The following is a 22404-nucleotide window of genomic DNA, read 5'->3' as shown; positions in this document are numbered from 1 at the left end:
ACAAGGGGCCCGACTCATGTGCCGGTCAGCCGGCCCAGCGGCGGCGACGCAGCCGGTAGACCAGGAAGCCGCCCGCGCCGAACAGCAGCGCGAACCCCAGGAGCACGGCGACCAGCGTGCCCCCGCCCCGGCCCGCCTGCGCGGCGGCCGGAGCCTGACCGTCCACGGCCGGGGCCACCGAGGCCGCCGGGTTGATCATGCCGGAGCCGTAGCGCCTGTCGCCCTCGGCGACCTGCCCGCCCACCGGTTCGGCGGTGGCGCGGATGCGCTCCTCCACCTGGGCGGCGGTGAGGTCGGGCTGGGCGGCCCGGATCAGCGCCGCCTCACCGGCCACGAACGCCACCGCGAACTCGGTGCCGGTGTTGCCGACCACCTTGCCGCCGCCGACGCCGAGCGTCGCCACCTCGATGCCGGGCGCGACCACCTCGACCGTTCCGTCGACGTACTTCTCGGCGAGCTGGCCGCCCGCACCGACGCCACCGGTGAGCACCAACGCTCCGCCGGGGCCGCCACGCGGCGACGGGAGCGTGGTGGGCCTGACCGGCGCCCCCGCCACCACCAGCACGTCGTGCTCCAGCGCGGTGGCCAGCGACGCCGCCACCGCCGGGTCGGCCAGGTCGACCCGGGAGCCGAGCGCCACCACCGAGGCGCCGGTGCTCACCGCCACCTCGATGGCCGTCGCGGCGTCGGCCGGCCGGGCGTCGCCGGAGGACCGGACCATCCGCACCGGCACGATGGTGGCGTCCGGCGCCAGCCCCACCGGGCGGTCGTCGACGCTGTCGTCGGCGGCGATGATGCCCGCCATCGCCGTACCGGAACCGAGGCAGTCCTCGTCACCACGTCCATTACCGACGGTGACGTCCGCGCCTACCGCGACCCGGCCGCTGAGCTGCTGGAGGCCCGCGTCGACCCCGGTGTCGACGACCGCGACCTTGACCCCGTTGCCGCGGGTCATGGTCCACGCGCTGTCCGCCGCCATCCGTAGCTGCGCCCACTCCGACCGGCCGCTCGACGCGGTGGTGGCGGTGCACTTCACGTCCCGGCCGGCACCGGTGGGCGAACGGGAGGGCGTGGGACTCCCGCTCGGTGACGGGCTGCCGTCCGGCCGTGCGCCCGGCGAGCGGGTCGGCGTGGGACGGGTAGACGGCCGGCGGGCGGCCGGCAACTGTCCGTACTCGACGCCCTCGCCGGCGGCGTCCCACGGCAGCACCAGGTGCCATCCCGCCCGCAGGGTGCCCGGCTCGGTCAGCCGGGCGCCGTCCGGCTGGACCCGACCGGTGTTGAGCTGGTAGATCTCGGCGGCCCGCTCACCGCTGCCCAGGAAGCGCCGGGCGATCTCGGTGAGATTCTCCGGCTGGCCCTGGTACTGCGCCGCGACCACGTAGAACTTCACGTACGGCTCGGTGTCCGGCCCGGACCGGGCGGCCGAGGGCCGTGGCACGGCCAGGATCGCGCAGCCGACCATCACCACCACGAGCAGTCGAGCAAGGATGGAGTGCTTCGCCAGCACCGGGGTCCCCTTCCGTCACCGCGGCCCAGACCGTTCGGCCGTCACCGTCTATTGCGGATCAGCGCCGACTTCGTTCAAATCAATCTGAACCAGATTTCCATGGCGCTCGTCATGGAGACCGCCGAGGGTACCGGCCCTCGATGTCGAACGGCTCCGGCCGGCGGCGGGACGACGGTGTGACGAAGGCGGGGCGGCGGTGACAGGGCTGACACGGACCGCCGCCGTGGGCGGCCGGGGACTCGACCGGGTGCCGACCACCCGCCGCTTCGACCCGCGCCGGCACCGGCGGGTGCCCGGCCTGCTCGATCTGTGGCTGGTGTGCGGCCCACGGGGGAAGCCGGCGCTGCCCACCGCACCGGACCGCCCGCTGGACGCGCCCGCGCTGGCGGACCTGGTACGGCGTACCGGGGACGCCGCGGACGACGTCCGGATCCTCGCCGACGACGGCGCCCGCCACGCCGAGCTGTTCACCGAGGTGGCCGGTCTGCTCGGGCACGACGTGCTGGTCAGCCCGGACGGCGCGGACATCCGGCAGGTGCTGCCCGGCCGCGTGCCCGACGCCGACGACGGCCCGCTGCACGCGCTGCCGCTGGACCGCGTGACCCGGCAGCCGATGGACTGGCTGGTGCTGCAACCGCCGGACCTCGCCACCCCGCTGCCCGGCTGGTTCGCGGTGGAGGACGGGCTGGTCCGGCCCCGCACCGGCGTGGTCAACCTGCCGCTGGCCACCGGTGTGGCGCTGGCCACCCGGGCCGACTTCGTGGCCCGCCGGGCCACCGCCCACCGGCTCGGCGCCACCGCGACGGAGCTGGTCACGGTCTCCGTCACGGCCCGCTCCGGCGGCTTCCTGATCGGCGACTACAGCGGCACCCAGCAGGTCCGCGACGCCGGCCACCTCGCCGCGCTCCTCGGTGAGCTGCCACTCTACGGCGCCGACCTGCGGCTCTGGCTCACCTGGCCGTCCGAGCCGGACGAGCAGGCGAAGCTCGCGGCCCAGGCCGCCGAACTGGCCGAGACCACCGGCGCCACGGTCTGGACACCGCCGCCGGGCGGACGCGCCGAACTCGTCGCCGACCACCGCCACCTGCGCGCGCTCGACGCGGCGGGCGGCGTCGCGGCATGGCAGGCCCACCGCCCCCGGTACGCCGACGGCCCGCCGGCCGTCCACGCCACAGCGGACGGCCTCCTGCTGCCCCGCCCGCAGCGGCAGCGCATCGTGGTGACCGCCGCCGCCACCGACGACGAGGAACCGGCGGTCGACCCGCCCTCCGCCGACCTGCCCGACGACCACGGAGCCGGCGTCCCGGAGTCCTCGGCCCGTCCCCCGCTGGCCGCCGAGCAGCGCCGCGCCGGCCGGTACGGGCCGCCCTGGCTGCGCCCCGGCCAGCAGGTCACGGTCGAGGCGTTCGACGCGTACGTGCCGGTCACCGGCGACCTGGAGCGGGCCGTCGCCGACGGCGTACCCAGCGCGGAGCTGTTCCTGGTCGGCTACCTGGACCCGCGGTCCGCGCCGGACCGGGCCGACCTGCTGCGGGTACGGGTCGAGCCGGGCGGCGCGATCCCGGTGCAGGTGCTGCGCTCCCACGTCCCGGCCCGCCTCCAGTACCTGCTCGGGGCCCCGGACACCTACCTGCTGCCGGCCGGCCGGCTGGACCGGGCGCGGGTGCGGGGCGCGTTCCGGGCCACCGACGACGGCCGGCTGCGCGCCGTCGACGGGCTCGACGGCGGGGCGCTGCGCATCCGGTCCGCGCCGACGAGCGCGTCGAGCGCCGGACTGCCGCACGACGTCAGCCGGTGGCCGGCACACGGCACCCGGCGGGCGTACGCGCTGCTGCCGGCACACTCCCGCGGCCTGGCCCCGGGTTGGCTGCCGCTGTCCCGGCGGCGGCCGGCGGCCCGGGCCGGCCGGCTGCTCGTGGAGGTGCGGGTGCCGCGCGGCCGTACGCTCGACGTCGTCGCCACCGCCGACGCCCTCGCCGCGTTGCCGCTGGCCCGTGGCCGCGCGGAGCGGCTGCGGCAGGCGGGCGTCGAGTTGATCCTCACCAGCCGCTCCTACGACCGGGTCCGGGTGGACCGGGTCCACCGGGCGCGGGACGGGGTGTGGGAGGCGGTGCCCGGCGTGGCGGCCGGCCCGCTGCCCGTGGTGATGCGCGGTGTTCAGTCCACCCCGGTGGCCACGTCGAACTGAAGCGACCAGCGGCCGGCCGGGACCGGCCCGAGCACCACCGGCACGCACCGTCCGGCGGTGGCGGCGGCGAGGCCGCGCGCGCCCGCCGGTGACGGGCCCGCGGTGAACACCACGGACGGCGCCGGCAGGTCCTCGCCCGGCCCCGGCGGCTCGGGCAGGCCGGGCAGCCGGTGGCAGCCGTCCGGCGGTTCGGCGCCCAACGCCTCCCCCACCACCGCGACGCCGACTCCGGCGGCCGACAGCCGTCCGGCGAGGGTCACCGCGGCGCGGCCACAGACCGCCGCCGGCCCGACCAGCGTGAGCACGTCGGGCACCCGGGCCAGGTCCACGTGCAGCCGCCACGGGCCCCGACGTCCCAGCACCAGCGGCAGGACGGCCGGCGGCGCCTCCTCCCCCGGGCCCAGCCAGGCGTACGGCGGCACGCCCCGCCCGGCCGCCACCCCGACCAGCCGTACCCGGGCCGGGCCGACGTCGGTCTCCAGGTCGGCGGTGAGGTACGGCGCCTCGTCCGCGGCGGGCAGCGGCGGGCGCGGCACCTCCGGCGGCGTGCCGGTGCCCGTGTCCGTGCCGGTGCCGGGGTCCGTGCCGGTGCCGGTGCCGGTGCTGGTCCCGGTGGCCGTGCCGGTGCCGTGGCTGGTGGTACGGCCGGTCTTCGGTGGCACGGCGGGCCCGGGGGACGGCGTGACCGGGGACGCCGGCGTGGGCTCGACGGCCCGACCAGGTTCGAGGGAGCGGTCCGGCGCGGCGGACGGCGTGGCCGCCGAGCGCGGGTTCGGCGCGTCGGCCGGGCCCGCGACCGACGCCGGGGACGCGACCGACGCCGGGGACGGGGACGGGGATGGGGATGGGGCCGACGCGGCGGACCCGGCGGCGGAAGGGCCGTCCGGCGACGGGTCCGGTGAGGGCGCGGGTCGGGAGGGGGCGGCGCCGGCCGGCCGGCCGGGGGCCACCGCCGGGGGTGCTCCGGGCTTATCACCGGTGGGCCGGCTGGCCGCCGTCGCGGCGTCGTCCGCTGCCGGCGGCGCCGGCTCGGCCGGCACGCGGTCACCGGGCGCGGGCGTGTGGTGCCGCTCGGGCGGCCACGGCCCGTCGTCACCGGCCAGGGACACACCGCGACCGGCGCGACGCGGGCGCAGCAGCACGATCGCCACCACCGCGAGCAGCACCGACAGCACGCCCGCGCCGACGCGGATCACCATCGGGTCGACCCCGCCGCCCGGGGTCCGGCGTCCCCCGGGCGGCGGGGCGGCCACCTCCGTGGCGACCGGCGGACGCGCCGCCGCCTTCGTGGTGGCGGGCGCCCGGGTCGACGGTGGTACGCGGCTCGGTGGGGCCGAGGTACGGTCCGGCGTGGACGGCGCGGGGGCCGGCGACCGGGTCGCCGGCGGGGCGGAACGGGTCCGGGTCCGGGGCAGCGGGCCGATGCGTACCCCCTGGCCCTTGGCGTCCCGGGGCAGCACGAGCAGCCAGCCCGGGTTCAGCACCAGCCCGTCGGTGAACGTCTCTCCGTCCGGCTGGGCGCGGCCGGTGTTCAGGTCGACGATCTCCCGGTAGCGGTTGCCGTTGCCGAGCGTGCGCAGCGCGATGGCGTACAGGTATTCCCGCTGTCCGTCGACCGGCGGACCGACCACGTAGTACCGTCCGGTCTCCGCCGGCGCGGCGTGCGCCGGGCCGGTCGGCACCAGCCAGATCCCGACCAGCACCAGCACCGCCTGCACGGCCCACCGCATCCGCACGCGTCGCCCTCCCTCTCCTGCGCCATCCTGCCGTCGGGCTCACTACGGACCGGATCGCCGGCGGTTCAACGGCGATCGTGGCCGGATCGCGCGACGGGCCGGCGGGCCGGCGTCACGGGGCGCTGGAGGCGGCGGTGAGCAGCGCGAGCCCGCCGCAGCAGAGCGGCACGATGACGGCCAGCGCGACCAGCAGGATGCTGTAGTTCGACCACATGCCGAACCGCGTCACGTCGGTGCCGTGGCCGTCGTGCACCCGGTTGCGCCAGCCGCCGAACCGGAACGCCAGGTGGTGCGCGGCGCCCGGCTGGGCCAGCACCGACGTGGTGATGATCGGGATGCCCATGAAGTCGGTGTACCGGACGTCGTGCGGGCCGGCCGGGACCGCGATGTGCCAGGTTCCCTCGCCGGGAATCGGCACCGACCGCCGGTCGATCTTGAAGCGGCTGGTCGTCGGCGCGGGCACCAGGTAGGGCCCCCGGTTCACCGAGACGACGAGCACCGCGCAGCCCGGCGGCGGCGCGATCGGATGGGGATAGGCGACCAGGGGCGTGACCGCGCCGGGCATCGGCGGGTACGGCTGCGAGGGGAGGTAGGACACGGCTGACGATTCTGGCACGGCGGCGCACCCCCGCTCCCGCGCGCCCGCCTCCGTCCACCGGGTGGCGCGGTCAGCCCAGCTCGATGACCGGCCGGGTGAGGATCTCGTCGGCGTAGCCGTCGGCGGAGGCGAGCCAGCGACCGAAGTCGTCATCCCGGTAGGCGGTCGCCAGGGTGAGCCAGCCGAGGAAGAATCCGCTGCCGCCGCAGGTCGCGCCGCCGCCGTCGCCGCCGCACACCACGGTCCGCTCGGTCGTCGCCTCGTGCCGGTACGGGTCCTGCCCGATCGCCAGGCCCCACCGGTTCTCCTCGCGGTGCGGCCCGGTGCGGTGGTCGAAGGGGTAACCGTCGGCAGGGTGGTCGTCACCCCAGCGGAAGAGCGTCGTCGCGCCGGCCCCGCACGCCCACTCCCACTCGTCCGGGGTGGTCGTCCGCAGGCCCAGACGCGCGAGCCCGGCCATCGCCTCGTCGTACGAGACACGTCGGATCAGCCGGGCCCGCGTCACCCGCCCGGCCCGGTCGAGCTCGACGTGCAGCCCACCGTCCGGCCCGACCCGCCGCACGCCGCCGATCCCCGGCTCCGCCGACGCGACCAACTCGCGCACCCGGGGATCGTCCGGCGCCAACGGAATGCCGCAGGGGTCGAACGCGTCCACCGCCACCAGCATCGCCGGCATCTCCACCACCCGCTCCGGCGACGTCATCGCGTCGACGAACTCGGGCAGGGGCGGCAGGCCGTACTCGTCGGCGCTCTCCGCGTAGTCGGCCACCTGGGCGGCGTCCGGCCGGAACCGCGAACCGTCGTACCCGAGCGTCGGTCGCCCTCCCGGGACGAGCGCGAACCGCGTGCCGTCCCGGTCGAACCGGGCCTGCCGGTGCGACCACCCGACGCCGGCGGGGACCGCCGGGCCCAGCAGCGTCAGGCCGTGCCGGTCCGCGATCCCCGCCGCGACCCGGTGTGCGGCGTCGTCGGACATGGCGTTCCACTCGGCGGACGTGAGTGCGGCGTAGGACACGGCACGAGGATAGGGCCCGCACGCCGACCGCCCGCCCCGGCCTCAGCCCGCGGCGGACGCGCCGGCGTCGGCCAGCAGTCGCTGGCGCATCAGGAACTTGCGGACCTTGCCGGTCGGACCCATCACCACGTCGTCGTCGGGGACGGTCACCACCCGGCGCAGCGTCGCGGCCACCGCCGGGCCCAACGCGGCCCGGACCCGGTCGGTGCGGTCCAGCGCGGGGTCGGCGTCGTCGGCGAGCAGGAGCAACACCTCGGTGACGGTGGCGCCGTCGTCCCCGGCGGCGGCGATGACGGTGCAGTCCCGCACGTCCGGGCAGTGCGCGAGGATGCGTTCCTCGGACAGCGCGGTGTAGAGCCAGGTGCCGCCGCCCAGGTCGACCGCGTCGCTGGCCCGGTCGACGTGGTGGTAGTCGCCCTTCGGGTCGCGGTACATCAGGTCGCCGGTCAGGTAGTAGCCGTTCAGCCGGGTCCGGTACGTGGTGACCGAGTCGTTCCAGTAGCCGATGGCCAGCGTCGGCGACTTCAACCCGACGTGCCCGACCTGCCCGTCCGGGACCTCCTCGCCGGTGGCCACGTCGAGCAGGGCGATCTCGGCGAACGGGTACGGCTTGCCGACGCAGCGGTCGTAGCGGTCGCTGCCGAGCCGGTGGGTGATCCGGAACGCGCCGTGCCCCATCTCGGTGGAGCCGAGCATGTCGACGAACTTCGAGCCGGGCACGTCGACCGGCCCGTCGGGGCTCCAGGCGGGATGGCTGCCGACGGCGACCAGCCGGCGCACGTGCGACTCGTGGGCGCAGTCGCCGGTGTTGAACCAGTTGCGTACCGAGCTGAGGTCGCGGGTGGTCAGGTCGACGCGGGCCAGCTCGGACCAGGTCACGGCGAAGCCGAACACCCCGGTCGGGCGCCACCGCTCGATCGCGTCGAGAACGGTCTCCGCGCTGCGCGCGAACGGGCCGCCCTGGGCCGAGAGGCAGAGCAACTGGTAGCCGTTGCAGAGCGCCTGGTTGAGCGTGATGATGCCGGCGGTGTGCGCGGCCGGCAGCGCGGACAGCTCCCGCACCTCGCCGTGCGGCCGGGACTCGGTGAGCCGCACCGCGCGGATCGCGGCGAACAGGCCGTGGTGCGAGTGGACGATCGCGGCCGGCACCCGGGTGGTGCCGGAGGAGTGGGTGATGACGACCGGGTCCTCGGGATGGTGACGGTGGTGCGCCGGCGCCTGCGCCGGGTCGCCGGTGCCGGTCTCGGCGGCGTCGCCGAGGACCGGCACACCGAGGTCGTACCCGCGCAGCGCGTCGTGGTCGGTGTCGACCAGCACGCCGACGCCGCGCAGCCGTCGGACGAACTCGGCCGCCAGCTCGACCGGCATGTTGCCGTTCATCAGCGCCGGGATCGCCCCGAGCCAGGTGAGGGCCAGGAAGTTGAGGAACACGTCCGGCGCGGAGGTGACGTAGACCGCGACCGGGTCGCGCCGGCCGATGCCGCGACCGGCGAACCAGGCCGCCCGGGCGGCGACCCGCTCGGTCAGGGTGGCCAGCGACAGCGGCGTCCAGGCGGGGATGCCGTCGACGTCGACGTCGAACGTCACCCGGGGCGTCCGCATGTCGGCGCCGTGCTCGGCCAGCCGGAGCAGCACGTTGCCCGCGCCGAGTTCCTGGTCCGCCGCCAGGGTCGCCCGGAAGTTGTCGGCACCCAAGAGTCGTCTCCTCACGTGACACGCTCACCGAAGCCGCGCCCCCGCCGCGCCAGGACACGATCAGGCTAGAGGGCCGGACACGGCGAGACAATGGTCGATGTCCGGACGGTCAGGAGACCTCGCGGTTGAACAGGTGCGACGACCAGAACAGGCTGGCGGCGGCCAGCCCGGTCATGATGAGCGCGCCCTGCCAGACCACGGTCTGGAAGATCTGGCCGGCGAACAGCGCCCGCATGCCGTCGGTGGCCCAGGCGAACGGATTCCAGAGCGCCGCCCGCTGGATCCACATCGGGGCGAGCACGAGCGGGATGAGCACGCCGGCCAGCAGCGAGATCGGTTGGCCCACGGTGTTCACCAGCACGCCGAGGCTGTTCTCGTTGCGGACCAACAACGCGATGTCGTACGAGATGGACGTGCTCAGCAGCACCATCACGGCCAGCAGGGCGTACGAGACGAGCAGGTTGGCCAGGTGCACGCGCAGCCCGAACGGCAGCGCCACGAGCGTGATCACGACCGCCTGCACCACGTTGAGGCACACGTGCATCAGGGCGCGGCCGAGCAGCAGGGCGGTCCGGCTCACCGGGGTCACCCGGCACCGTTCGATGATGCCGGCGCGCAGCGCGCTGAGCAGCCCGTAGCCGGCGAACAGGCCACCGAAGAGACCCATCGCCACGAACAGGCCGGGCACGTAGATGCGGTAGGCGTCCGCGTACGAGGAGGCGCCCCGGTCGACCATCACCACCTTGAGGAACGGCGCGAACAGGATGAGGTAGGTGATGGGCTGGGCCAGGCTGAACGCGACCATCACCGGGTTGCGCACCATCAGGCCGGCCTCCTGCTGGAAGATCAGCCAGGTGTCGCGGACGAGTCTCACGGTCATTCCTCCAGCGAGCGGCCGGTCTTGGCCAGGAACACGTCGTCGAGGCTGGGCCGGCGGGTCTCGATCGCCCCCGGCTCGATGCCCCGGTCGTAGAGCGCCCGCATGATCTGCGGGATGGCCGTGGCGGCGCTGTCGACGTAGAGCCGCAGGGTGCCGTCGACCGGCTCGGACCCACGGACGTAGGGCGCCTCGGCCAGCACCTTCGTCGCGGCCGGCAGGTCGCCGCCGGCCGGGTCGGCGAGGTCGGTGGCGGCGAACTCGATCGCCACCACGTCACCGGAGATCTCGCGTTTGAGCGCCGACGGCGTTCCCTCGGCCACGATCCGGCCGGCGTCGATGATGGAGACCCGGTCGCACAGGCTGTCCGCCTCGTCCAGGTAGTGCGTGGTGAGGAAGATCGTCATGCCCTCCTCGCGCAGCCGCCGGACCTCCTGCCACATCCGGGCCCGGCTGGGCGGGTCGAGGCCGGCGGTGGGCTCGTCCAGGAACATCACCTGCGGCGAGTGGATGACACCGAGCGCGACGTCGAGCCGCCGCCGCTGCCCGCCGGAGTACGTCCTGATCCTGCGGTCGGCGAAGTCGTCGAGCTGGAACGCGCGGATCGCCGCCGCCGCCAGTTCCTGCGCCACGCTCTTGGACCGGCCGTGCATCCGGGCCTGGAGGATCAGGTCCCGGCGGGCGGTGGAGTCGTCGTAGGTGCCGCTGGCCTGCGCCACGAACCCGATCCGGTGGCGCACCTGGGCCGGCGACCGCAGCAGGTCGACGCCCGCGATCGTCGCCGTGCCCCCGCCGGGGCGCAGCAGCGTGGCCAGCATCCGCAGCGTGGTGGACTTGCCCGCGCCGTTGGGGCCGAGAAAGCCGACGATCTCGCCGCGCCGGACCGCGAAGTCGACGCCGCGGACCGCCTCGACCGTGCTGGCGCCGCGACCGCGCCCCACCCGGAAGGACTTGCGTAGGCCGGTGGCCTCGATCATCGAGCCTCCTCGTGCGGCGACGACGCGGGCCGGCCCGCGTCGCGGGCCGGCCTGTCCCGACGGTGCCCGTGCGAGGGGCGCCAGGTCAGGCTAGTGCGACCACGGGCGCGGGACAACGGTCGATGCGTTGCGGTTCGGTGCGGCCCGTCGTCACGGCGTCGCGGCCAGCGCGGCGAGGTGCGCCGCCGCCGCGCCGGCGCCGCCGGCCACGGCGAACGAGTCGCGTACGCGGCGCGCCCCGGCCCGGTACGCCGGGTCGTCGAGGACCGCGGTCACCGCCTCGGTCAGTTCCGCCGGGGTCGCCTCGCGGAAGTCGACCTCGCGGCCGGCGCCGGCCCGGGTGACCTGGCGCGCGATGGTCGGCTGGTCGTGCCGGATCGGCGCGACCACCACCGGCACGCCGTGCGCCAGCGCCTCGGAGACGGTGCCCAGCCCGCCGTGCGAGACCACCGCGTCCAGCCGGGGCAGCAGCTCCAGCACCGGCACGCGGGACGCGACCAGCACGTGCGCCGGCGGGTCGGGCAGCAGGTCCGCCGGGGCGGTGACGATCACCTGGAGCCGGTCGGCGAGCGGCGCGGTCGCGGCGGTCATCCGTTGGTAGAAGTCGCGGGCCAGGTGCTCGGCCATCGTCCCGACGGTGACCAGCACGTGCCGCCGCCCCGGCTCCCAGGCGTCCCAGTCGAAGTCGGGCGCGTTCGGCCGCCGCCCCAGCGCCGGCCCGGTCAGCACGCACCGCGCCGGCATCGGTGCCGGGCCGGTCAGCGCCGTGGTGGTCAGCCCGATCACCAGGTACGGCGAGAAGCGCAGGTCGAACGTCTCGTCGGCGGGCAGGTCGGTCATCGCCCACACGTGCCTCACCTGGGCTGCCACCCAGTCGGTGAACTCGGGCATCTCCGCCGTCGGCGGGGTCAGTTCCAGCACACCGACGCAGAACGTCGCCCAGGGCACCCCGTGCCGGTGCGCGGCCAGCGCGCCGGCCAGCGCGTACTGGTCGGCGACGACGACATCCGGCCGGTACTCCGCGACCGCCCGCTCGGCGGCGTCCCGGATGAAACGGTTGGCCGGCAGCACGTGCCCCTCCCAGAGGCTGCGCACCGAGGCCATCCCGGACTCGCCGTCCGGGCGGTACCAACGCTTCCCGGTCGGGAACAGCGTGGCGTCCGGGCCGATCAGCGGACGCAGGTCGCTGCGGGGCCCGCACCAGGCCACCTCGTGTCCGGCCGCCGTCAACGCCTGACCGATGGCGAGCGGGGCGTTCAGATGGGAGACCACCGGCAGCACCACGAAGAGGAAGCGAGCCACGTCGATATGATGCCATGCGCGTTGACATCCATCGACGCCGTTGATCTGATCCTTCCCGTGACGGTGTGCGGATGACGGCTATCGACGCCGTCTCGGTGTTCCTGCCGACCCGCCGCGTCCCGGTCGAGAGCCTGGCCGCGCCGCTGGGCCTGACCGAGATGCAGATCCGGCTGTTCCGGCGGTTCCACGGGCTGACCGAGGTGCGGCGCGACCCCGACCTGTCCCTGGCCGACCTGCTGCGGCAGGCGATCGGCGGCCTCACCGCGCTGCGCGGCGCGGAGCACCGGGTGCGGTTCGTGGTCCACGGCCGGGCCTTCCCGGTGGTGGCGCCGTACCCGGTCAATCCGCTGCACGACGTCTGCCGGGCGCTCGGCCTGGGACACGCCCTGGCGTTCACGCTGACGCAGCAGTCCTGCGCGAGCGCGTTGGCGGCGGTCGAGGTGGCCGGCCGGCTGCTGGCCGCCGAGCCGCACCCGCCGGGCGACGAGCCGCTCGCGCTGGTCCTCACCGGGGAGAAGGCGTTCACCCGCGACGCCCAGTTCATCCCGGAGACGTCGGTGTTCAGCGAGGGCGCGTCCGCGTGCCTGGTCAGCGCGCACGGCCGGCGGGACCGGCTGCTCGCCTACGCCAGCGCGCAGCGGGGCGAGTTCGACGTGGCCGGCGGCGCGTCCCCGGCCCGGTTCCAGCGCGAGTACCGGCCGGCGCTGGCCGAGGTGATCGGTCGGGCCCTGGCACGGGCCGGCACGACGCTCGCCGACCTGCGGCTGATCCTGCCGCACAACGTCAACCTGATGACCTGGAAGCGGCTGGTCAAGCTGATCGGTTTCCCGCTGGACCGGGTGCTGCTGGACAACGTCACCGGCGCCGGGCACGTGTTCTGCGCGGACGCGTTCGTCAACTACCGCACCGCGCGGGAACGCGACCTGCTGCGGCCGGGCGACCGGTACCTCGTGGCGGCCGTCGGCGCCGGGGACGGGGCCACCTTCGCCGCCATGGTGTTCGAGCACTGACCGGGGAGCGTCATGGGCACCGACCTGCACCTGATCCGGGCCGCGCGCCGGGAGTTCACCGGCCCGGCGGCACTGCTCGAGGATCCCGTGCTGCGCGAACGTGCCGGCGAGTACCTGACCGACCTGGTGCGCCCGTACGGCCTACGGGTCGACGCGGCAGCGCGGGGCCAGTCCTACGGGGAGATGGCCGCCGAGCTGATCGGGGCGCTCGTGCCCGAGGACGAGCCGGTCGACCTGCTGGTGCTGGCGTTCGCCGTGCACGACGCGCTGCCCGGCCGGGCCACCGCGGCCTACCTCAGTCACGTCTGCCCCGGCACGCCGATGTCCTTCGCGCTCTGCGACCAGGGGTCGGCGGCGGCGTTCACCGGGCTGCGGATCGCCGGTGCCCACGCGTACCGCCGGACCCTGCTCCTCGTCGTCGAGCAGTCCGTGCTGCCGTACGACCCGGGGGTTGCCGTGGCGGACCGGCACCGGGCGGTGGCGCTGCTGCTCGGCGACGGCCCGGCCGACGACAGCGCGCGGGTGACCTCGGTCCGGCAGCACGCGGACGTCGGGCCGGACGACGTGGCCGCCCTGGCGGCGGCCGAGTTGCGCGCGCTGGACGCCGGGCGCGCGGACGTCTCGGTGGTACTCGGGCCAGATCTCGCCGGGGTCGCGGCGGGCGGGAGCCCGGTGACGGTGGTGCCGCCGGGGCAACCGTCCACTGGCGTGTGGTGGGCGTTGCTGGACCGGCTCGTCGACGGCCCGGAGCGGCCCCGTGTGGCGGTGGCCGCCGACTACGACCCGGACCTGCGCTACCTGTGCCTGGTGGCGACCGCGACCGACCAACCGTGACCGACGGCGGGGCCCGCGGAGGGCGATGTGCGCGGCCGGTCACCGGACACCCGGTCCGACGCACACCCGTGGGACGGCTTCCTGCCGGCCGAGGATTCAGTCGTGCCCCCGGATCCGTCCGAGCCACTCGGCGGCCAACCGGCGTCCGTCCGGGAGCCGGTCGTCACGATCCCAGCGCCACGTGGTGGCCACTGCCAGCGTGAGCGTCCGGCATGCGCGCAACAGGTCGTGGTCGACCCCCGGATAGTGCCCGGCCACCTCCTCGGGCGCGTGGGCGAGATCGAACTCGACCGGCCCCCGGCAGCAGGTCTCCAGATCGGTGAACAACGGCCCCGTCCTCGTCGACAGCAGGTTGCCCGGGTGTGGCTCGCCGTGCAGGATCTGCTCGGCACGGGCGCGTTCGGTGACGGCGTGGCGAAGCGTCCGCAGGGTGGAGTCGAGAAGCTCACGGTCCGCGTCGACGAGGTCGGGCGTGCGGTCCCGGTCGGCCACCAACCGCTGTGCCCGCTCGACCCGGTCCGTGAAGTGCGGCGCCGGAAGGTCCAGGTCGCGCAGTCCGGCGTGCAGCCGGACGAGCGTCGCGGCGTAGTCCGCCGGCGAGATCGTGCGGGTCGACGGCTCGTAGTAGCGCCATAGCGTGACCACGTACCCCTCGTGCTCGTAGACGCGTGGCGGCACGCGCGGGTCGAGCACCGCCACCGGACTTTCCCCGCCGGCCAGTCGTCGCGCGATCTCCAGCTCGAAACGGGCGGCGTCGTGGTCCGTCACCGGTGACACCCGGGCCAGCACGTCGCACGGCAGCAGGCGCAGCGTGATCCGGTTCGATTCGTGCAGGATGATCGCGTTCCGGCTCGGCAGGTCGAGCGACGACGCGACCGACCGGGCCACGGCCACGGCATGCGTCGTCGCCACCTCAGCTCCCGGACGGCGGAATCTCGCCCGCGACCGGCCGGCCCTCGACCGTCGCAATCGGCGGGGCGGCACAGTGGGTGGCCGGGTGCCGCGACGATCGGGCACGGCGGATGAGCGTGCTGTCGAGGCCGAGCGGGACCGGTGGCACAGGTCGACCCTAGGCGCCGGCCGGGCGGCGGTCGAGCCGTTTGCGCGATGGTCCGCGCTCCCCGAGCCGCTTGCACCCGGCCGGCACGCTCGTCAGGTTTGGCCGAGGAGCGGGCTCCCGTCGCTGAACGTCCACGTCGGATACCGCCCGGCCAGGTAAGCGCGGTGGCCGTCCCAGTCGGCCGGGCGCAGCAACCGTGCCTGCGACAGGTGCAGCCGGTCCTCGGCATCCTGCTCATAACCCCAGGCCGGCGCTGAACTCGACGGATGCCGTACACACCGGCATGCCCCGTTCGCGTTCGGTCTTTCCGAGGGCCACCGGGTCGGCGTTCGGCACGACCTCCACCATCACGCGCCCGCGCTCGCCGCCGAAGTCGAAACGAATCTCCATCGGGCCATTCTCACCGGTCTGCCCGGGGCTCGACTGCCGCTCCCTCCGCACGCGGGATCACCGGTCGCACCTGCTCCGGTGAAAGCCTGCTGGCGAAAGTCGCCGGCTGTCGATCACCCGGCTCGCTTCGATCACCCGGAGTGGCCGGGGCGGGTCACCGACCTCGCCCAAGGCCAGGCAGTCCTCCGCGCCGTACCCGCGTGTCGCGGCCGGGCCCGAACTCGATGTCGTCGGTCGGCGGCTTGTCGTCCAACTCCGCCATCGCGAGTTCGACCCGATCCGCGCGGATCCGGACGTCGCGTCGCTCACGTCGTTCCGCGATCTCGTCACTCGGCTGATGCGGGCGCCCGTGCCGCTTGACACTCATAGCAAGCAAGTGTGACAACGCGGCGGCATGCCCTCAAGAGCCGAACATCCGATGGTCCGTGGCCTCAGGGCTGTTCGTCGTCCCCGCCACGGGGCTGGTTCGGCCGGTACCGCCTGATCCAGGCTTCGACGTCGGCGCGGTCCCACACCCGGACCTTGCCACTCGCCACCGTGTCGATGGGGTCCGGGAAGGTGGACCGGTTCGTGATCTCGGTCGCCCGCGTGCGCGACACGCCACCGAGCATGTCCGCGATATCGGAGAGCGCCACAAGCCTCACGCCGTGACCGTATGCACGTGATTGGCGTACACGTTGCCACTTCCAACCTTGACGGTGTACACGTTGCAAGGGAGGCTGGTGGGGCACGTCCGGTGAGCGGTCCGGGTACCTGAACGGGGTTCGGTGCCCGGATCTGCATGTCTCGGGAGACAGCATGATCGAGAGAGAAACACCCCGGTCGGAGTGGGTGCCGGAGCTGGCTAAGCTGATCATCCGGCGGCATTGGATCTTGGGTTACTGCCATCGGTGCCACGACCGGACGGACGGCTGTCCGTCCCTGCGCTGGGCACGCGCCCGCCTCACGGCGCGGCGGTCGGCCGGCGACGCGCGGTCTCCGCGCTGACTCAGAAGCCCTCGTCGAGCGCCGCCCGGACGAACGCGCAGAGCCGGTCGTTCGCCTCGTCCGAGCCGACCGTGATCCGGACACCGGCGCCGGGCAGCGCCATCACCAGGATGCCGGCCGCCCGGGCCCGGTCGGCGAACGGCACCGCCCGCTCCCCCAGCGGCAGCCACACGAAGTTGGCCTCGCTGGGCGCCACGGTGAGCCCCAGGCCCCGCAACGCGTCGGTCAGGCCGGCGCGCGCCGCCACCAGGTCCGCGCACCGCCGGGTCAGCTCCGGCGTGACCTCCGGCGCCAGGCTCGCCACGGCCGCCGCCTGGGCGAGCGCGTTCGGGAAGAACACCGCCCCGGTCAGCGCCGCCGCCGGGAGCAGCCGGGGCGGCACCACGGCGTACCCGACGCGCAGCGCGGCCAACCCGTACGCCTTGGAGAAGGTGCGCAGCACGCAGACGTTGTCGTACGCCCGGTACAGCTCCATCCCGTCCGGCGCGTCCGGGTCGGTGACGAACTCCCGGTATGCCTCGTCCACGATGACCGGCACGTCGGCCGGGATCCGGTCGAGGAACGCGCGCACCTCGGCGCGGCGCAGCGCCGCCCCGGTCGGGTTGTTGGGGTGGCAGAGCAGCACGCAGCGGGTCCGGTCGGTCACCGCGTCCGCCATCGCGGGCAGGTCGTGGTCGTAGCCGTCCAGCGGCACCGGCACCGCGGTCGCGCCGGCGTTGCGGACGATCAGCGGGTAGCCCTCGAACGACAGCGCCGCGTGGACGACCTCCGGCCGGGGGCCGAGGGACTGCACCAGGTGCTGGCACAGCCCGGCCGAGCCGGGGCCGACCAGGATCGACTCCGGCCCCACCTCCAGTCGCGCCGACAGCGCGGCCACCAGCGCCGACGAGGTGCGGTCCGGGTACCGCTGGAGGGTCGCGGCGCCGTCGGCGACGATCCGCCGGACGCCCGGCAGCGGCGGGTACGGCGTCTCGTTCATCGACAGGTCGACCGGCGGGTGCGTCCCGACGGCGGTGGCAGGGGTCATGATCGCTCGCTTCTCGACGGGGCCGGCGGGGACGGGACGCGGGCCTGCCGGTCGGTGAGCAGCCCGAGCTGGTAGAGCCGGTCGACGAGGGAGAGCGGCCGGACGTCCGTGCCGGAGAGGTTGCCGGCGGTGAGCCCGAGCAGCCTCGGGTTGGCGGCGGTGCGGCGCATCATCCGCGCGCCGAGCAGCTTCGGCAGCCCGGAGACGCTCGTGATCATCCGGGAGGCGTTGTGGCTGACGGTCGCGACGTGGTCGAGGCGGGGCCGGCGCGCCGCCTCGAAGGCCCGCAGCGCCCGGTCCACCGCGGCCGGAGCCGGCGCGTCGCCCTCGGCCGCCAGGCTGGCCGCGAGCGTCTCCGCGTCGCCCAGGGAGCTGTTCACGCCCTGCGCCGCCATCGGGTGCACCGCGTGCGCCGCCTCGCCGACGAGCGCCAGGCCGGGCACGGCCAGGCGGTCGGTGCGCAGCCGGTAGACCGCGAGGAGTTGACGGCGGTGCAGGCTGGCCCGGATCGCGGCGCCGATCGGCCGGACCGCCGGCACGTCGGCGAGCAGCCGGTCGCACCACGCGCCCAGGTCGGCCCGGCCCCGGAACTCGTCGCCCGTCACCTGGACGTAGAGGCGGCACCGCCGGCCCGGCAGCGGATAGACCAGGCACAGGCCGCGCCCGGTCCGGTACGCGGTCACCTCGTCGGCCACCTCGGCGTCGGCCACGTCGAACGCGACCAGGCCGTGCGGGTACTCGCGGCGCTCGACCGCGACGCCGGCCGCCCGCCGCAGCGGCGAGGACATGCCGTCGGCGGCGACCACCAGCGGCGCGCGGACCTCCCGGTCGCTCCCGTCGCCGGACACCTCGACGCCGGTCACCCGCCCGCCGTCGCCGGACAGCAGGCCGGTCACCCGCCGACCCCACCGGACCTCCACGGTGGCGGGCAGTCCGTCGGCGAGCACCGCGCGCAGGTCGCCGTAGTCGGCGCAGAGGATCTCCCGGTACGCGCCCGGTAGGCCGGCGTAGTCGAGGCAGAGCAGCGGATCGCCGTCCGGGTCCCGGATGGCCAGCCGCCCGACCGGGCGGGCGCCGGTGGCGCGCAGGGCGTCGAGGACTCCCCACGAGTCGAGGATGCGGACGGTCTCGGGCTGGAGGATCTCGCCCTTGGCGATCGACGCGGGGGTGCGCTGGCGGTCGAGCACGAGCACCCGCAGCCCGAGCGCGCCGAGCGCGCGGGCGCTCGCCAGGCCGCCGGCGCCGGCGCCCACCACCACGACGTCGGGGCTCATCGGGCGACCGCGCCGGGCGCGACGTCCGGCCGCCCGGCGGTGGCCCGGCGGTACTCGCCGAGGGCGCGCAGCGCGACCGCCTGGGTGATCACCGCGTTGGGGTAGCGCATGTGGTGGCGGATGTAGTTGCAGACCCGGGCCGCCGGCCATCCGCCGTCCGGGCCGGCCGCCGCCACCAGCCAGGCGACGCCCCGCTCCACCGCCGCGTGGACCTCGGGACCGCCGGCGGCGAGCAGGCCCTGGACGGCCCACGACGTCTCCTCGACCGAGCCGGCCGTGCCGTCGCCCGGACCCCACGACCCGTCCGGCAACTGGGTCCCGCGCAGCCATCCGACCGCACGCCGCACCACCTCGTGCCGGGCGTGACCGACGCGCGACAGCGCCGCCACCACCACGGCCGTGCCGGAGGTGTGGTCGCGGTACCAGAGATTCTCGAACGTGCCGTCGGGCGCCGCCCGGGTCAGCAGCCAGGCCGCCGCCCGGGCGATCGCCGGGTGGTCGTCCGGGTGGCCGGCGTCGTGCAGCGCGAGGATCGCCTGACTGGTGATGGCCGGGCAGGGGCCGTCGTTCGCGAGCTGCGTGTCGCGCACCCACAGGCTCCACGAGCCGCGGCTGTCCTGCCGGCCGACCAGCCAGGCCAGGCCGGTACGCAGCACCGGGTCGGCGGCGGCGTCGGGGTAGCCGGCGAGCGCCGACAGGATCTCCGCGGACTCCAGCGTCACCGGCCAGCCGCCCACGTTGGAGTAGCTCCACCCGCCCGGCGGCACGTCCAGCACCTCGAACGCGGTGGGCTTCTGGGTGGCGTGGAAGACGTCCCGGGTGGCCCGCAGCCGCGGGTCGGCGGCGTACCCCGCAGCGACCAGGCCGGTCACCGCGTACCCGGACCGGGTCAGGTCCAGGTTCGTCACGGCGTCCCAGGCGCCGTCGGGGCGGACCGCCCGCCGGAGCCAGCCGACCACCGCCTCGGCGATGTCCGGCGCCTCGCCGCTGCGGGCCAGCCCGAGCAGCACCAGCGCGGCCGGCCACGGGTCCTCGCTCAACGCGCCGGTGCGGCCCTCGTGGTCGAAGATGGAGCGCAGCAGGCGTACCGCCACCGGGCGGGCCCGGCGCAGCGTGGCCCGGCGCAGGCGGCCGGTGGGCAGCAGGTCGGCCTGCATCAGGGCGAGACCGACGAAGGGCGCGGTGCGGAACGACAGCCGCCGGCGACGGACCCGGTCGAACAGCACGATCTCCAGCGGCAGCCGCCGCAGCGGACCGGCCTCGGCGGTCATCCCGGCCATCGTGAGCAGTTGGCGGCAGAGCAGCGAGATGGCCCGGTCGGTGACCGCGTCGACGCCGCCCAGGGCGGCCAGCCGGGCCCGGCCGGCGGCGATCGCCTCGGCGCTGGCCGCCGGGTCGCTCAGCGCCAGCGCCGCGACCGCGACCGCGGTCGGCACCACCTCGCTCTCCGCGCCGACCACGCCGCCCCAGCCGCCGTCGTCGTGCTGCTGCCGGCGCAGCCAGCCGGTGCCGGCGTCGACGAGGTCGGCGCTGCCCACCGGGTCGGCGGCGTGCAGCGCGGCCACCGCGCCGGCGGTGCCCAGCACCGAGGCCGGCGGGTCGTCGCCGAAGACGCCGTCGGGGCGTCGGCGGCGCAGCAGCGCCTCGGCGCCGGCGGTGATCGCCCGCCCGACGGCCTCGGCGGTGACAGCGGTCATGGCGCGTCCTCCAGGGACAGTCGACGGGGGGTGGCCAGGGCCAGGTCGGCGGGGGCCGGCCCCAGTTCGTGCCGGGCGCGCATGCCGCGCTGCGCCCACCAGGTCAGCGCCACCATCGGCAGCGCGAGCACGAGCTGCACCGCGACGCCGAGACCGAGCCCGACCACGGCCGAGGCCAGCACGACCCGCTCGACGACCAGGACGGAGTGGGCCCGCAACGCCACCACGACCGGCATGCCGGTGCGGTGCGGCAGCAACGGCGTCAGCGCGGCGACGCCCACCACGCCGACCACGAGCAGGGTCACCAAATAGGCGGGCCGCCCGCTCCGGTCGGCCAGCAGGCCGGCGGTGACGGCGGCGGTAAGCGTCACGGCGGAGAGCGCCAGCACGGTCCGGACCGCGTACGGCACGCCGTGCCGCACCGGCAGCGTCTCGTAGCCCCCCGCCCGGTCGCCGTCGATGTCCCGCAACGCCCCGACGAGGTTGGACATGGCGTCGTGCGACCAGAACGCGACGGTCAGCGCCAGCAGCACGGGCAGGACCGGGGACGGGTCCGCCGGCAGCCCGACGGCGAGCGCGCCGTAGAGCAACGCGACCGCGCCGAGCCCCCCGCGCACCAGGTTGCCGGCGAACCCACGGGCCTTGAACCAGCGGCTGTACGCGACGATGCCGCAGCCGGCCAGCAGCGCCGCCGTCGTGGTGCCCCAGCCGCCGGCCACGGCGAGGACCGCGAGGACGGCGAAGCAGGCGAAGCCGCACGCCAGCGCGGTACGCGCACCCAGCCGGCTGGACGGGATCGGCCGGTGCGGCTTGCTGCCGGCGTCCAGCTCACGGTCGAACCAGTCACCGAGGTAGTGGCCGCCGAGCCAACCGGCGGTGGGCGCCGCCCAGGCCGACAGGAGCCGCCACGGATGGTGGGGTCCGTCGACCACCGCCGCGCCGCCCAGACCCACCAACCCGACGTACCAGAGCGTGTAGGGCCGCCAGGTTTCCACGTGCGCCCGCAGCGCCCGGGCGGCCCTCACGCCATCTCGCTCGTCATCCAACGCGCGATGCCGGCCAGCACGTCCGCGCTCGCGGAGGGGGCGAGCACGCCCAGTTCGGCCCGGGCCCGCTCGGCGTGCTCCACCATCCGCCGGCGGGCGCCCTCCACCGCGTCGACGTCGCGGAGCAGGGCGGTGACCCACTCGACGTCGCCGGGGCCGGCGCCGCGCCGGTGCAGCACCGCCATCAGCTCGACGCGGGCCTCGTCGGTGGCCGCGTCGTACGCCAGCAGCAGCGGCAGGGTCGGCCGGCCGTTGTTGAGGTCACTGGTCGCCGGCTTCCCGGTCTGCTCCGGAGTGGCGACGTAGGACAGCAGGTCGTCGCGGATCTGGAACGCCGTGCCGAGGTGCTCGCCGTAGCGAGCCAGCGCGGACGCCACGTCCGGCTCCGCGCCGCCGAGCAGTGCGCCGATGTGGCACACGGCGCGGAACAGCGACCCGGTCTTGAGGCGGATCATCTCCGGGTACCACCGGGCGCCCGCGTCCAGGTCGCCGACGAGCTGGGCCTCGATCGCCTGGCCCCGGCACAGGTCCTGCCCCGCCTCGGCCAGCGCGGCGACCGCGGCGACCACGTGACCTGGCGGGACCCCGCCGCCACCGTCCACGATGGCCTGGAACGCCTGGAAGATGAGGTGGTCGCCGGCCACGATGGCGTTCGGGATGCCGAACGCGACCGCGACCGCCGGCCGGCCGCGGCGCATCGTGTCGGCGTCGATGATGTCGTCGTGCACGAGCGTCGCGACGTGCAGGTACTCCGTGCCGAGCGCGGCGGCGAGCACGTCCCGGGGTGACCCGCCCACCGCTTCCGCGGCGTGCAGCGTCATCATCGGGCGGAGCAGCTTGCCGGGTGGCAGCAGCGCGTACCGGGCGATCGCGGCGGGCTGCTCGGTCGTCTCCGGCCAGCGCCGGCTGAGTTCGGCGTGCAGCAGCCGTCCCGATTCGCTTCGGGCCAGGTCGTCGATGAAGGGCGGATATCTCGTGAAGCCAGCAACCGTCATGACGCGTCGACCCTTTCACGAAGGCTCGGCTAGTCGCCACGCGAGACGTTACCGGCCGGAACTCCCACGAACAACCATTGATAAATGTGCCGTGCCATGGGTGGGTGCGAATACGATGACGATATTCTTCGGCAAATTGGACGATGCGCAGTCAAATCGTCGAGGGCCCGGCGCACCGGTGGGTAA

The 22404-nt window shown here is 75.3% G+C and carries 19 protein-coding genes; 3 read left to right on the top strand and 16 right to left on the bottom strand.

Annotation, left to right across the window (positions count from 1 at the left end):
- Window positions 1-25: 25 nt before the first annotated feature.
- A complete protein-coding gene (locus VKK44_RS10550; RefSeq protein WP_343446714.1) occupies window positions 26-1510 on the bottom strand; it encodes a S8 family serine peptidase in 1485 nt (494 codons plus the stop codon).
- Window positions 1511-1706: 196 nt separating this feature from the next.
- On the opposite strand from VKK44_RS10550, the gene VKK44_RS10545 reads away from it, so the two are divergent.
- Window positions 1707-3698 (top strand): hypothetical protein, encoded by a 1992-nt coding sequence (locus VKK44_RS10545; protein ID WP_343446713.1) that lies wholly within the window; start codon window positions 1707-1709, stop codon window positions 3696-3698.
- On the opposite strand, the gene VKK44_RS10540 is transcribed toward VKK44_RS10545, so the two are convergent.
- The 7 genes from VKK44_RS10540 to VKK44_RS10510 all read right to left on the bottom strand — a co-directional run bounded on the left by VKK44_RS10540 (window position 3668) and on the right by VKK44_RS10510 (window position 11898).
- The gene (locus tag VKK44_RS10540; RefSeq protein ID WP_343446711.1) at window positions 3668-5434 is read right to left on the bottom strand and encodes a hypothetical protein; all 1767 of its coding nucleotides are present in this window, start codon (window positions 5432-5434) and stop codon (window positions 3668-3670) included. The genes VKK44_RS10545 and VKK44_RS10540 overlap by 31 nt on opposite strands.
- A gap of 112 nt (window positions 5435-5546) precedes the next feature.
- Window positions 5547-6032 (bottom strand): hypothetical protein, encoded by a 486-nt coding sequence (locus VKK44_RS10535; protein WP_343446710.1) that lies wholly within the window; start codon window positions 6030-6032, stop codon window positions 5547-5549.
- A 70-nt stretch (window positions 6033-6102) separates the two neighbouring features.
- Window positions 6103-7047 (bottom strand): hypothetical protein, encoded by a 945-nt coding sequence (locus tag VKK44_RS10530; RefSeq protein WP_343446709.1) that lies wholly within the window; start codon window positions 7045-7047, stop codon window positions 6103-6105.
- 42 nt (window positions 7048-7089) lie between these two features.
- The gene (locus VKK44_RS10525) at window positions 7090-8742 is read right to left on the bottom strand and encodes a class I adenylate-forming enzyme family protein (RefSeq protein ID WP_343446708.1); all 1653 of its coding nucleotides are present in this window, start codon (window positions 8740-8742) and stop codon (window positions 7090-7092) included.
- Between the two features lie 109 nt (window positions 8743-8851).
- Window positions 8852-9616, bottom strand: a complete 765-nt coding sequence (locus tag VKK44_RS10520; protein ID WP_343446707.1) for an ABC transporter permease — start codon at window positions 9614-9616, stop codon at window positions 8852-8854.
- Window positions 9617-9618: 2 nt separating this feature from the next.
- On the bottom strand, window positions 9619-10596 hold the full coding sequence (locus VKK44_RS10515) for an ATP-binding cassette domain-containing protein (protein ID WP_343446706.1): 978 nt from the start codon (window positions 10594-10596) through the stop codon (window positions 9619-9621).
- A 150-nt stretch (window positions 10597-10746) separates the two neighbouring features.
- Window positions 10747-11898 carry a glycosyltransferase gene (locus VKK44_RS10510; RefSeq protein WP_343446705.1) on the bottom strand — a complete coding sequence of 384 codons (1152 nt, stop codon included), beginning with the start codon at window positions 11896-11898 and terminating at the stop codon, window positions 10747-10749.
- A gap of 71 nt (window positions 11899-11969) precedes the next feature.
- Here VKK44_RS10510 and VKK44_RS10505 point away from each other — a divergent pair, with 71 nt between their 5' ends.
- Entirely contained in the window at window positions 11970-12908 is a 939-nt protein-coding gene (locus tag VKK44_RS10505; protein WP_343446702.1) for a 3-oxoacyl-[acyl-carrier-protein] synthase III C-terminal domain-containing protein, read from the top strand.
- Window positions 12909-12920: 12 nt separating this feature from the next.
- Window positions 12921-13742: a 2-hydroxy-acid oxidase gene (locus VKK44_RS10500; protein ID WP_343446701.1), complete on the top strand. Its 822-nt coding sequence runs from the start codon at window positions 12921-12923 to the stop codon at window positions 13740-13742.
- A gap of 96 nt (window positions 13743-13838) precedes the next feature.
- Here VKK44_RS10500 and VKK44_RS10495 read toward each other — a convergent pair whose 3' ends face one another.
- The 8 genes from VKK44_RS10495 to VKK44_RS10460 form a co-directional block, all read right to left on the bottom strand.
- Complete coding sequence (locus VKK44_RS10495; protein WP_343446700.1) at window positions 13839-14654, bottom strand: aminoglycoside phosphotransferase family protein; 816 nt, start codon at window positions 14652-14654, stop codon at window positions 13839-13841.
- 382 nt (window positions 14655-15036) lie between these two features.
- Window positions 15037-15192, bottom strand: coding sequence for a hypothetical protein (locus VKK44_RS10490; protein WP_343446699.1), 156 nt, complete (start codon window positions 15190-15192; stop codon window positions 15037-15039).
- Window positions 15193-15623: 431 nt separating this feature from the next.
- Window positions 15624-15836 (bottom strand): helix-turn-helix transcriptional regulator, encoded by a 213-nt coding sequence (locus tag VKK44_RS10485; protein WP_343446698.1) that lies wholly within the window; start codon window positions 15834-15836, stop codon window positions 15624-15626.
- 344 nt (window positions 15837-16180) lie between these two features.
- Complete coding sequence (locus VKK44_RS10480; protein WP_343446697.1) at window positions 16181-17206, bottom strand: aminotransferase class I/II-fold pyridoxal phosphate-dependent enzyme; 1026 nt, start codon at window positions 17204-17206, stop codon at window positions 16181-16183.
- Window positions 17203-18480, bottom strand: coding sequence for an FAD-dependent oxidoreductase (locus VKK44_RS10475; protein WP_343446696.1), 1278 nt, complete (start codon window positions 18478-18480; stop codon window positions 17203-17205). The genes VKK44_RS10480 and VKK44_RS10475 overlap by 4 nt, the downstream gene beginning before the upstream one ends.
- A complete protein-coding gene (locus tag VKK44_RS10470) occupies window positions 18477-20177 on the bottom strand; it encodes a prenyltransferase/squalene oxidase repeat-containing protein (protein WP_343446695.1) in 1701 nt (566 codons plus the stop codon). Before VKK44_RS10470 ends, VKK44_RS10475 begins: the two co-directional genes overlap by 4 nt.
- Window positions 20174-21202, bottom strand: coding sequence for a UbiA family prenyltransferase (locus VKK44_RS10465; protein WP_343446694.1), 1029 nt, complete (start codon window positions 21200-21202; stop codon window positions 20174-20176). Before VKK44_RS10465 ends, VKK44_RS10470 begins: the two co-directional genes overlap by 4 nt.
- Window positions 21199-22218: a polyprenyl synthetase family protein gene (locus tag VKK44_RS10460; RefSeq protein ID WP_343446693.1), complete on the bottom strand. Its 1020-nt coding sequence runs from the start codon at window positions 22216-22218 to the stop codon at window positions 21199-21201. Before VKK44_RS10460 ends, VKK44_RS10465 begins: the two co-directional genes overlap by 4 nt.
- Between the last annotated feature and the right edge of the window lie 186 nt (window positions 22219-22404).

The sequence above is a fragment of the Micromonospora sp. DSM 45708 genome (assembly GCF_039566955.1).
Taxonomy (GTDB): Bacteria; Actinomycetota; Actinomycetes; order Mycobacteriales; family Micromonosporaceae; genus Micromonospora.
This window is presented reverse-complemented; position numbering and strand designations above follow the sequence as displayed.